Origin of the sequence: Dyadobacter sp. CY327 (assembly GCF_021390415.1) — a bacterium.
Taxonomy (GTDB): domain Bacteria; phylum Bacteroidota; class Bacteroidia; order Cytophagales; family Spirosomataceae; genus Dyadobacter; species Dyadobacter chenhuakuii.
In genome coordinates, this window is sequence record NZ_JAJUXJ010000001.1 from 1,095,910 (window position 1) to 1,108,514 (window position 12,605).

The 12,605-nt window shown below is 46.6% G+C and carries 9 protein-coding genes; 7 read left to right on the top strand and 2 right to left on the bottom strand.

The genetic code is table 11. The features are described from left to right. Window positions 1-27 precede the first annotated feature (27 nt). From LZG74_RS04670 to LZG74_RS04695, 6 genes are all read left to right on the top strand, one after another. Window positions 28-3,564, top strand: a complete 3,537-nt coding sequence (locus tag LZG74_RS04670) for a PVC-type heme-binding CxxCH protein (protein ID WP_233795434.1) — start codon at window positions 28-30, stop codon at window positions 3,562-3,564. Between the two features lie 48 nt (window positions 3,565-3,612). Next, window positions 3,613-4,344 carry a ThuA domain-containing protein gene (locus tag LZG74_RS04675; protein ID WP_233795435.1) on the top strand — a complete coding sequence of 244 codons (732 nt, stop codon included), beginning with the start codon at window positions 3,613-3,615 and terminating at the stop codon, window positions 4,342-4,344. A 555-nt stretch (window positions 4,345-4,899) separates the two neighbouring features. Beyond that, window positions 4,900-6,018 (top strand): Gfo/Idh/MocA family protein, encoded by a 1,119-nt coding sequence (locus LZG74_RS04680; RefSeq protein WP_233795436.1) that lies wholly within the window; start codon window positions 4,900-4,902, stop codon window positions 6,016-6,018. Between the two features lie 37 nt (window positions 6,019-6,055). Beyond that, window positions 6,056-6,904, top strand: a complete 849-nt coding sequence (locus tag LZG74_RS04685; protein ID WP_233795437.1) for a sugar phosphate isomerase/epimerase — start codon at window positions 6,056-6,058, stop codon at window positions 6,902-6,904. A gap of 11 nt (window positions 6,905-6,915) precedes the next feature. Continuing rightward, a complete protein-coding gene (locus LZG74_RS04690; protein WP_233795438.1) occupies window positions 6,916-8,991 on the top strand; it encodes a hypothetical protein in 2,076 nt (691 codons plus the stop codon). A 123-nt stretch (window positions 8,992-9,114) separates the two neighbouring features. Then, on the top strand, window positions 9,115-10,272 hold the full coding sequence (locus tag LZG74_RS04695) for a cellulase family glycosylhydrolase (protein ID WP_233795439.1): 1,158 nt from the start codon (window positions 9,115-9,117) through the stop codon (window positions 10,270-10,272). A 68-nt stretch (window positions 10,273-10,340) separates the two neighbouring features. Here the strand turns inward: LZG74_RS04695 and LZG74_RS04700 are convergent, their stop codons facing one another. Continuing rightward, window positions 10,341-10,502, bottom strand: a complete 162-nt coding sequence (locus LZG74_RS04700) for a hypothetical protein (RefSeq protein WP_233795440.1) — start codon at window positions 10,500-10,502, stop codon at window positions 10,341-10,343. 12 nt (window positions 10,503-10,514) lie between these two features. After that, a complete protein-coding gene (locus tag LZG74_RS04705) occupies window positions 10,515-10,964 on the bottom strand; it encodes a DUF6934 family protein (protein WP_233795441.1) in 450 nt (149 codons plus the stop codon). Between LZG74_RS04705 and LZG74_RS04710 the strand changes: the two genes are divergently transcribed. Further along, complete coding sequence (locus LZG74_RS04710; RefSeq protein ID WP_233795442.1) at window positions 10,964-12,550, top strand: arylsulfatase; 1,587 nt, start codon at window positions 10,964-10,966, stop codon at window positions 12,548-12,550. The two genes, LZG74_RS04705 and LZG74_RS04710, sit on opposite strands and share 1 nt — an antisense overlap. The last annotated feature ends 55 nt before the right edge of the window (window positions 12,551-12,605 follow it).

Genomic DNA, 12,605 nt, shown 5'->3' on the forward strand with positions numbered 1-12,605 from the left:
CTCCAAGTGAATTTAAATAGCGTATTAATGAGGAAGTACAGTTTAGTATTGCTGATCGGGTTATTTGTGTTAGGGTGCGCCAAGAGCAAAAAGGGTTCTTCCGGTACAAAAACGAGTGTTTCGCAAGGCCGCAGGGCAGAAGTGCTGTTTCTGGGTCATAATAGCAAGCACCACGATTCGGGAAAATATGCGCCCTGGCTCTCCGTGAAATTGTTCAAAAGCGGGATCAACATGACTTACACAGCGGATCTGAACGACATCAACGCCGACAACCTGAAAAAATACGACGGGCTGATCATTTACGCCAATCACGATTCACTGTCGCCGTCACAGGAAAGCGCAATGAAGGCTTTTGTCGAAGGCGGCAAGGGTCTCATCCCGCTGCATTCGGCTTCGGGCTGTTTCAAGAACTCGAGCTGGTATATCAAAACAATCGGCGGGCAGTTTGCTTCTCATAAGGTAGGCAGTTTTAAAAATACGATTTTAAAACCCGATCATCCGGTCATGCAGGGCATTACGGATTTTGAGACCTGGGACGAAACCTATGTTCACAAAAACCTGAATCCTGATAAGACTGTGCTCGGAGAGCGCGTCGAAGGTAATGTGCATGAGCCCTATACATGGGTGCGCAACGAAGGGAAAGGCCGCGTTTTTTACACGGCTTATGGTCATGAAGACAGCACCTGGACGAACAGAGGATTTTTGGATCTAGTAAGAAATGGCGTCATGTGGGCAGTAGGCGATAAAGTGAAGGCAGAAATTGCAGCCTTGAAATTGCCGGATGTAGACATTTACCAGTCAGATACCATTTCTCATTATACCAAGAGGCATGTCGTTCCGAAAATGCAGGAATCACTTTCGCCATTGGAATCGAATAAATTGACTCAGATCCCGGCTGATTTTGAAATACAACTTTTTGCGGCCGAACCCGATATTACCAACCCCATTGCCATGGCCTGGGATGAGCGAGGCAGGCTATGGGTCGTAGAATCTGTGGATTATCCCAACACATTCAAAGAAACAGACGGTGCGGCCAATGACCGCATTAAGATCTGTGAAGACACCAACGGCGATGGCAAAGCCGATAAATTCACCGTTTTCGCAGATAAGCTGAACATTCCGACCAGCATGGTTTTCTCCAATGGCGGGATCATCGTTTCCATGGCGCCGGATTTTGTTTTCATGAAAGACACCAATGGCGATGACGTTGCTGACGTGCGGGACGTAATCATGACAGGCTGGGGCAAGAATGATACGCACGCAGGACCGTCCAATTTGCAATACGGATTTGACAATAAGATCTGGGGCGTGCTGGGTTATTCGGGCTTCAAAGGCACCATCGATGGCAAGAAAATGAATTTTTCACAAGGTGTTTACCATTTTAAACCGGATGGAAAGGAGTTTGCCTACCTTGGGAGCAGCAGCAACAACACCTGGGGCCTCGGCATGACGGAGGATAACAATGTATTTCTTTCGACCGCCAACAACACGCATAGCGCTTATTATTCCATTCCTGGCCAGTATATGCAGCGCACCATTGGCGACGATCAGCCTGCTCTTTTATCCGTCCAAAAAATCGACGGACATTATGATGCGCATTCGCTAACGCCGAATTTGCGGCAGGTGGATGTGGTGGGCGGGTTTACTTCCGCTGCCGGTCACCGCTTCTATACAGCCAGAAATTTCCCAAAAGAATACTGGAACCGCATTGCATTTGTTTCTGAACCCACAATTCGTCTCGTGCATAAAGCCATTCTGGAACCGGATGGAGCTGGTTTTAAGGAAAAAGACGGCTGGAATTTTATGGCTAGTTCCGACGAATGGTTTGGTCCGGTGCAAGCGGAAACAGGTCCGGATGGAGCGGTTTGGATTGCAGACTGGTACAACTTCATTATTCAGCACAATGTGTTCGTGCCTGCGCAGTCACCCGCAGAATTTATTATGCCCTCCAAAGAACAGCCCCCAGGCCCCGGAAACGCATTCAGCAGCCCCATGCGCGACCTGAATCACGGTCGGATTTACCGGGTTGTTTATAAAAACGCCAAGAAAACGCCTCCTATGAAGTTGTCAAAGGACGACCTGCCTGGCCTTGTAGCCGCGTTGGAAAATGATAACATGTTCTGGCGCATGACGGCTCAGCGGCTATTGGTAGAGTCCAAAAAACTGTCTGTTGTTCCTGATTTGTATAAAATCATCAACAACCCAAAAGTAGACGAGATTGGACTAAACAGCCCAGCCGTCCATGCATTATGGACATTACATGGCCTCGGTGTCTTGGACGGTTCTAATGCGGAACCATTGCAGGTTGTAAATAGAGCATTAACACACCCGGCTGCGGGCGTTCGCAAGGCAGCAGCAAGTGTTTTGCCAAAAAATGAACAAAGTTTTGGAATGCTTCAAAAAGGCATGAAAGATGCCAATCTGAATACGCGTTTAAGTGTTTTTGTTGCTCTGATCACATTGCCGGCTTCGGAGAAAGTAGGTGAAGCAGTTTATCAGGCGGCATTGGACGAACAAAACGCAAAAGACCCATGGCTGTCCAAAGCATTGTTGGCCGCCGCTATTAGCCATGAAAAAGGATTTTTAGCTGCTTCGGAAAAGCAATCCGGGAAATCGGCGTTTGCCGGGCAGGTTACAAAAGCGCTTGCAAAGGAAGTATATCCGTTGGGCCGTCGCAATACGTTGCAATATCCGCCTGATGTATCCGGAAAGGAAATCACCATTAAAGCAAGTGTCACCAAGGCAAAAGACAAAGCATTGCAAGGTTTTATCGCCGGACATGGTGGAAAAGATGGAGGTTATGCATTGTACATTCAGGATGGCAAGTTGATTATGGCGGTCAAACAGCATGGTATGATGAGTCAGGCAGCAACCACTGAGCCGCTCCCTGAAAAATTCGATGTTGTAGCCAGTTTGACCAAAACGGGAGACATTACCATTGCTATCGACGGAAAAGAAGCTGCAAAAGGAAAAGCGCATATGCTTTTTGCTACGCCGCTCAGCAACTCCGTCCGCACTGGCGAGGATATGGAAGGTGAAGACAAGATTGGTTCGTATGAAGGTAAATTTGGCTTTGCAGGCAATTTCCAAAAGGCATCTCTGGAACTGAATCGTCCGTCGGAAGAAAATGCAGCGGCCATGGAGCGCGAAAAAACGACAACTGCCAGCAATACAAAATCGTCGAATGCGACGGTGATCGAGCTGAAAGTTGAAAAGGAAATCATGCAGTTTGACAAAAAGCAGCTTACGGTGAAAGCAGGGCAAAAGGTGGTGATCAATCTGGAAAACCCGGATGGAATGCAGCATAATCTGGTCATTATCAAGCCTGGAACATTGCAACAAGTCGGTCAGGCAGCAGACGAAATGCTGCGCGACCCAAAAGCTGCTGAGAAGCAGTATGTTCCGAAAGTTCCCGAAGTTTTATACGCAACCCGACTCGTCAACTCAGGCGAAACGGTCACATTGGAATTTACGGTTCCTAATGAACCCGGCGACTACACTTACGTATGCACATTCCCGGGCCACTGGCGCGGAATGAACGGGATTTTGCGGGTAGTTAAATAATTTAAAATGCCTTTTAAGCCCAGAAGCTAAACTTTTAATTTTCTTCAAATGACAAATTCAATTTTCAAAACTGCATTGACATGGATCCTGCTGGTGGCTTTTTCAGTGGCATATGCAGGCAATAGCATTGATAAAACCGCTAAAAAAGCCATCCGCGTTTTAATGGTCGGCGGCGGCTCTTCTCACGATTTTGATAAATGGTATAAGGGTACAGACGTAGAAACGCTGCAAAAAGATGGCTTGGCAACGGTCGAATATACCAGTGACCCGACCACTATTTTACCAAAACTAAAAGACATTGACGTGCTTCTTCTGGCCAACAACCAGCCCATCGCTGATGATGCGACGAGGAAAGCAATATTTGCATTTGTAGATGCAGGTAAAGGCCTGGTCCTTGCCCATCCTGCGCTTTGGTACAACTGGAAAGACTGGCCTGAATACAATCAGAAGCTGGTAGGCGGCGGCTCAAAAGGGCATGATAAATATGGCCCGTTTGATGTGACAATAACCAAAAAGCACCCGGTAACGAAGAATGTGCCCGAAACATTTCATCTGGACGACGAGCTATATTACCAGATTCCGGATGAATCAGGATCACCGATTGAAGTTCTGGCAACTGCGAAAGCCGCCGGTTCGGAGAAAGTTTTTCCAAGCATATTCATTGTGAAATATCCCAAACGAAGGATTGTAGGGATTGCCCTGGGTCATGATGCGGCATCACACACCATAGCACCTTATCAGACTATTTTGCGGAATGCTGTTCAGTGGGCTGCTAACTAGTTTTCCCCGGGTTAAAACCCGGCGCCATGATATGGATCGTCCCGATGGGACTTGCTAACTGGTTTTCCCGGGTTAAAACCCGGGGCCATGATATGGATCGTCCCGATGGGACTTGCTAACTGGTTTTTTCAGGGTTGAAACCCGGGGCCATGATATTGATCGTCCCGATGGGACTTGCTAACTGGTTTTTTCAGGGTTGAAACCCGGGGCCCTGATATGGATCGTCCCGATGGGACTTGCTAACTAGTTTTCCCCGGGTTAAAACCCGGGGCCATGATATGGATTGTCCCGATGGGACTTGCTAACTGGTTTTTCAGGGTTGAAACCCGGAGGAACAATATAGATAGTCCCGATGGGACGGCTATTAACTCCTAGGGCCCAAATCCAAAGGCACTTATTAAAGTCCCATCGGGACAATTTATTTATAGCCCCAGGTTTCAACCTGGGGATAGAGAGATAGAGAGATAGAGAGATAGAGAGATAGAGATAGAGACAAAAACAAAGAGACAAAAACAAAGAGACATAGTAAAATACAGACAACTAAACAAAACAAAAATGAGTCAGAAGCAAATCACAGTCGTTATCGTTGGAATGGGTTTTGGAAAAGAATTTATCCCCATTTACCAAAATCACCCGAACATTAAAGCCGTAGGAATTTGTACGCGCAGCAAAGAAACCCGTGACGAACTGACTGCCAAATTCAATCTCGACCCAAATCTGGTTTTTGAACATTTTGAAGATGTTCCTAAACGGGAAGATGTAGATGCCATCCACGTTGTAACACCTGTTCCCGAGCACGCGAAAATGACATTGGCATCGCTAAATGCAGGAAAACACACCGCGTGCACCATCCCTATGGCCATGACCGTGGAGGATTGCACAGCGATTGTCGAAGCCAAGCGCCGCTCCGGAAAGGTGTATATGATGATGGAAACCGCGCTTTATACGCGTGAATTTTTATATGGTTTGAAACTGGCTGAAACGGGCGAACTAGGTCGTATTCAGTTTGTCCGCGGATCCCACATTCAGGATATGAGCATGGAAGGCTGGGGCGAATATTGGAAGGGTTACCCACCCATGCTGAACGGCACCCACGCCATTTCTCCGCTCTTAAAAATCAACAATACCATTGCCGAAACCGTTGTATGTCACGGATCAGGCCGGTTAAGCGAAGATCTGGCAAGTCGTTACGGGTCGCCATTTGCAGTGGAAACAGCAACATTTACGCTAAAAAATTCGGACGTAGTTGCAGAAGCAACGCGTTCATTGTTTGACGTTGTACGTCAGTATCGTGAGAGTTATGACGTTTACGGCACCAAAATGTCCTTTGAATGGGAGCAATTGCAAGATGAAAGCCACATTATCTTCGACGGCGGCGAAAATTCAAAACGCATTGATGTGCCCGATACAGACGAACTTTTGATCGAACCAATCAAACATTTCACAAAACGCGAAAAAATAGACGATCCAAACCACGTTTCCTTCCTCCAGGGCGCAGGCCACGGCGGATCGCACCCGCATTTGGTGCAGGAATTTGTAGCCGCCATCGTTGAAGGCCGCGATTCTGCGGTTGATGCAGCATTAGCAGCGAATTACACCTGCGCAGGCATATGCGCCCATGAATCTGCCATGAATGGCGGCATAAGGGTCAATGTGCCGAGCTTCGAGGCGTAACGCCTCACATTCAATACTCACTACTAACATTCCTCCAATGCTATTCGGAGCAAGCACATTTATATGGGTTTCCCCATTCTCCACGCAGAACATTGACCTCCTTACCAAGGTTAAAAACATGGGCTATGACATTATTGAAATAGCCGTGGAAGCAACAGACATTATCAATTGGGAATTGATAAAAACCGTCGCCCGAGACCTGGATTTGAAAATTACGATCAGCGGCGCTTTCGGGCCGGAGCGGGACATTTCCAGCACCGAGCCATTGCATCGGCAGCTGGGAAAACAATACATTATCGACTGCATTAAAATTGCACAAAATGTAGGCAGCCCCATCTTCGGAGGGCCGGTTTATTCCGCTGTCGGGAAGACGAGGATCGTTTCGGATGAGCAGAAAAAACAGGAGCGTGCCTGGTGTATTGAAACACTCGTTGAGATTGGACAAATTGCTGCGGATCATGGCGTTGTCGTTGGTTTGGAGCCGCTTAACCGCTTTGAGACAGACATGGTAAACACGGTTGATCAGGCACTTTCCATTGTGCAGGAAGTGGCGAGCCCAAACCTCAAAATCGTTCTGGATACATTCCATTCCAACATTGAAGAAAAAGACATTCCTGCTTCGGTAAGGAAGATCGGGAAGGACTTGCTATGCCATGTCCAGGGTAATGAAAGTGACCGTGGGACACCTGGGACCGGACATTTGGAATGGGAGGGGATCCGGGACGCATTGGTCGAGATCGGCTATGACGGCGCTGTTGTGATTGAAACTTTCGGTCAGCCTTCCAAGGAGCTTGCGCGTGCCGCTTGCATCTGGCGTCCGCTTGCTAATAGTGCCGATGAACTGGCCGAGGAAGGTTTGGCCTTTTATAAAAAAATGTTCTCTTAAAATTCTGTCTTATGCGTAAAGTCCTGTTGTTCCTTTTTGTCTTTTCCAAAATATGTGCCCATGCTCAAATCCCTGTTGATTTGGCTGGTTTCGATAAAAAGAAAGGAGTAAAAGTAACGAATGAAGGCAATTTGCTTCACATAGAATGGCCCGCAGGCAATGCAGAATCCGGGAAAATTATCATTGATCTTAGCAAAGGTCAGCCCATTATCAACGGTCTACTGATGGGCAGAGACAATGCTTATAAAACCATTGTTAAGAACCTGGATCCGGCCGTCATCCTGACGGTTGGCAAACGTGATCTTGTGTCGCAGAACGGCTGGAATATTTTCTTTGACAAAACGGCTTATCTGCCTTACAAAGCTTATCCGGTTAAGCTGGATAAAACGGGCGTGAAGGTCGTTTCCGCAGGTTCTCAAACCGAAATTATTGTCTCCGGCGCCATCGCAGGGCCATTTTCCGGTTCATACAATTTTACCCTTTATAATGGCAGTCCGCTAATGAATGTTGCGGCTGTCATGGCCACCGATGTCGATTCGCTGGCGGTGGTTTATGATGCGGGATTGGTGAGCCAGCAGACGCCCTGGGAAAAATTGTTTTGGTCGGATACTGAGAATAATGTCAGGAGCAGGGCCGTTGCCAGGATGGACACTGTGAATATGATGGCCGTGAAATATCGTACCATTATCGGAGAAGGAAAAGAAGGCAGTCTGGCCGTTTTTCCAGCGCCGCACCAGTTTTTTTACCCGCTGGACAATGCTTATAACCTCGAACACATTTGGTATGGAAATAATTATCGGAACCAGTTTCCGGGTTTTGGCATAGGCCTGCGGCATGACTTACTAGGCGACCGCCGCTGGGTTCCATGGTTCAATGCGCCGCCCAAAACACAGCAGCGATATAATTTCTTCTGCCTGCTAAGTGCTGAAAAGGATGGAAAAGTGCTCGAAAAGGTCAAAGCGTTCACGCATAATGATACTTATGAACCGCTGACCGGCTATTACACCATGTCCAGCCACTTTCACCAGGAGCATGTGGATGAGGTGCTTACGCGGAGGCCCATGCCCGAGATGCCCGGTTTTGTAAAAGCATTCCGCAACACAGGCGTTAACATTGTTCATCTCGGTGAATTTCACGGCCCGGGAAGTCCGCGCGGACCCGAAGCGAAGCGCTGGCCCGAACTGAAAATGATGTTTGAAGAATGCAAGCGGCTTTCGGATGGTAATTTCCTGCTTCTGCCCGGTGAGGAGCCGAACAATTTCTTTGGTGGACATTGGATGAATATTTTCCCAAAACCTGTTTACTGGCTCATGTCGCGGGAGAAAAACCAGCCATTTGTTGAAGAAAACGCGGAATATGGAAAGCTTTACCGCATAGGCAATAAGGAGGAAATGTTAAAGTTGCTGGAACTGGAAAAAGGCCTCGCCTGGACTGCCCACGCAAGAACAAAAGGTTCCACCGGCTTTCCTGACAAATATAAAGATGAAGCTTTTTACAAGTCGGACCGATTCCTGGGTGCCGCCTGGAAGGCAATGCCGGCGGATTTATCCCAGCCAAAATTAGGCAAACGCGTCCTGGACCTGATGGACGATATGGCCAATTGGGGACAGAAAAAATATGTGATCGCCGAGGCAGATTTGTTCAGAATTGAGCCAAATTATGAGTTGTATGGCCATCTGAATGTGAATTACATGCAGCTCGATCACATGCCACAATTTGAAGACGGCTGGCAATCTTTACTGGACGCAATGGAAAAAGGTAAGTTTTTTGTCTCGACGGGAGAAGTGCTTTTGCCGGTATTTACAGTGAACAATGTTACATCCGGAGAAACCACAAAAGTCGATGCGAAAGGGAATGTTGAGATTAAATTAAATGCCAAATGGACATTTCCATTGAACCGGGCGGAAGTGATTTCTGGGGATGGAAAAGAGGTTTTTCACGATGTGATCAATTTGAATGATACGGAAGCATTTGGAGAGAAGTCATTTACATTTACCAAAAGTTTGAAAAACAGGAAATGGGTGCGCGTGGAAGTTTGGGATGTGGCTGCTAATGGCGCATTTACGCAAATAGTATGGCTTGAATAGCATACTTTTCAGGTGACTGGTAACGTAGAAAAGATAACTGACCGGAAATTCTTCATGCGCAGCCAAGTGTAGAAAAGGCTGCTGCGCGTCTTTTAAATAATTATAAACAAAATCCTTAACTGAATGAGATTTTTAAAAACGACAGTCTGGGCGATCCTTATTTGCCTTTCATTTCAAAACTGCGCGAAAAAAGAGCAGAAAGAGGAAAGCGCCGCAACGGAGCAAAAGGATACGCGTGAGATTTGGACCAAGGAGCAGGCAAACGAATGGTATGCTAAACAAGGCTGGCTGGTAGGTGCCGATTTCCTGCCCAGCACCGCCATTAACCAGCTCGAAATGTTCCAGGCGGCCGATTTTGACACAGCCACCATCAATAAGGAACTTGGCTGGGCAGCTGATATCGGCATGAATACGATGCGGGTTTATCTGCACGATTTGTTGTTCCAGGAAGATTCTGCCGGCTTTGTACAGCGGTTGGACGTGTTTTTGGACATTGCAGAAAAACATAAGATAAAGCCATTGTTTGTATTATTCGATTCCTGCTGGGACCCGTTTCCTAAGCTGGGAAAACAACGTGCACCAAAACCTGGCGTCCATAACTCAGGCTGGGTGCAGAGCCCGGGGCTCAATGCACTGAAAGACAGTACGCAATATCCGCGTTTGGAAAGATATGTAAAAGGCACAGTCGCTGCTTTTGCCAACGATAACAGGGTGCTGGCCTGGGACATTTGGAATGAGCCGGATAACCCGAATACAAGCTCTTACGGCAAAGTTGAATTGCCTAACAAAGTGGATTATGTGATCCCATTGCTGTCAAAAGCATTCGTTTGGGCACGGTCCGTGAATCCTTCGCAACCATTGACAGCGGGAGTCTGGAATGGTGACTGGACTTCTCATGAGACTTTGAAGCCAATTGAAAAAGTAATGATCGACCAATCGGACATTGTTACTTTTCATAATTACGAAGACGCAGCAGATTTTGAGAAGCGTATCAAGCAGTTGCAGCAATACGGCCGCCCGATGATTTGCACAGAGTATATGTCACGCGGAAATGGCAGCTTCTTCAAAGGATCGTTGCCTATCGCCAAGAAGTACAATGTTGGCGCCATCAACTGGGGACTTGTAGACGGCAAATCGCAAACGATCTACCCATGGGACAGCTGGAAAAAAGCCTACACCAAAGAACCCGACCTCTGGTTCCACGACATCTTCCGCAAAGACGGAACGCCTTATAAGAACGATGAAGTTGAGTTGATAAAAAGCTTAACTGCGGCGAAGTAACTCAGGTTGAATTAAAAAATAAGACCTGCCAGATTTGCTTTGGCAGGTCTTATTTTTGTCTATTACTGTCAGTGATTTTTAACAAATTCCTTAACATTCATTTTAGAAATCCTTTCCCAAAGTTCTCCGTTTTTCGCATCCGAAGCTTCTTTCTCTGTTGCAAAAGGTCCTAAATTCTTTTTTTTGAAAGGAGTGACGGTTGCAGTCTTGTCTTTGTGTGTAGTTGCCATAATTTATTTTTTTTATTCAATATTAACATTTTTAAGCATAACAAGAAAGCTGTCATAGCATCTATCAGGTGCGAATGACTCGATGTGGTCTCCTTTTATACCGAATATTTTAAAACTTGCTGATGCTTGACCGAGCTCCTGACCTATTAGAATATTATACAAGCGTGATCTAGAAGGCGTGTTACCCGTAAAAGCGATCATCGCCGTCGGATAAACGTCAAGAAATGTCATTAATGTCTGGACGACGGTTGCCATTACAACTTTTAAATCGCCATTATTACTGATTGTTACAAAATCCAATGAGTCGTCTTGTAAAACATTGGCAAGACTCAGAAAGAAAATTTGAGGATCGGCAGTTTGACTATAAATTACGGCTTTGTGAATTTCTTTCTTGCCAATGCTTAAAAAATCAAATCGCGTTGCATTATTCAGCGAGTCAAACTCATAAAAAGGATCATTCATTGACTTATCATAGTATGTGTATTGCCAATATTACAAAAAAGCATTTGTTCCGGACCCCAAGTATTCTTGCCATTTTTCTAACGGTAACCCTGTTTAGCCAAGGGCTGCTGTTCGCTCAGAAAAAACAGCAAAGACCCAATGTTATTTTCATCTATGCGGATGACGTGGGTTATGGTGATCTGAGCAGTTATGGCGCGACAAAAATCTCGACACCCAGCATTGACCGGATCGGGAAGGAAGGGGTTCGCTTCACGAATGCGCATACGACCTCTGCGACTTGTACGCCTTCCAGGTTTGGATTGTTAACAGGAAAATATCCCTGGCGGCAGAAAGGGACGGGCGTTTTGCCGGGCGATGCGTCTCTGATTATTCCTACTGACCGGCTCACTTTGGCGAAAGTCTTTCAAAATGCAGGATATAAAACGGCATCGGTTGGAAAGTGGCATTTGGGACTAGGCGAAAAGAACAAGCAGATCAATTGGAATGAACCCATTACCAAAGGCCCCAATGAAACCGGCTTTGACTACGCTTACTTTTTCCCCGCAACCTCCGACCGCGTCCCCACCGTTTTTATCGAAAATCAGAATGTGCAAGGACTCGATAAATCGGATCCCATAGCAGTGGACTATTCCAAAAAAATAGGCAATGAGCCCACGGGACTGGAAAATCCTGAACTTTTGAAATTACCTGCCTCGCCGAATCACGGGCATAATAACACCATAGTGAATGGAATTGGTCGCATTGGATGGATGACGGGCGGGAAGCAGACCCGGTGGACGGATGAGGAAATTGCACATGTGTTTTTGAGCAAAGCGGAGCAGTTCATGGAGGAAAACCAAAAGAACCCATTTTTCCTGTATTTCTCATTGAATGACATCCATGTTCCGAGAATGCCAAGCAGCCAGTTCAAAGGAAAAAGCCAAATGGGCTTGCGCGGCGACGTGATCCTGCAAATGGACTGGACGGTAGGCGAAATACTTAAAAAGCTGGATGAATTGAAGTTGACTGAAAATACGCTGATTATTTTTTCAAGTGACAATGGTCCCGTTCTGGACGATGGTTATGCGGATAAGGCTGTTGAACTGGCCCAAGGGCACAAGCCTGCGGGCGTATTAAGAGGTGGAAAATATAGCGCTTTTGAAGGTGGAAGCCGCGTGCCATGGCTCGCGCGCTGGCCGCAGGCGATTAAACCAGGCACTGTTTCGGACGCATTGATCTGCCAGATCGATCTGCTCGCATCATTCGCTCATTATTTCCAGCAAAAAATGGAGGTCGATGATGCCCCGGACAGTTTCAATACCATGGATGCCATCCTGGGAAAATCAAAAATCGGCAGGCCGTATCTCATCAAACAAGGCGGAGCATTGTCCATCACCAGGGAAAACTGGAAATACATTGAGCCAAGAGAAGGCAAAGCGATCCAGGAACTGACAAACACAGAAACCGGAAATAACGCATCCCCTCAACTTTACGATTTAAGCAAAGATCTGGGAGAAAAAACAAACCTGGCAACCGAATATCCCGCAAAAGTGAAGGCTATGGCAGGGGAACTGGCAAAAATCAGGGAGGCTGAAAGGAGTAGATAGTTTTAAGTACACTTAAAACTATAATATATTTATTAGTATATTTGAAGTATATTTA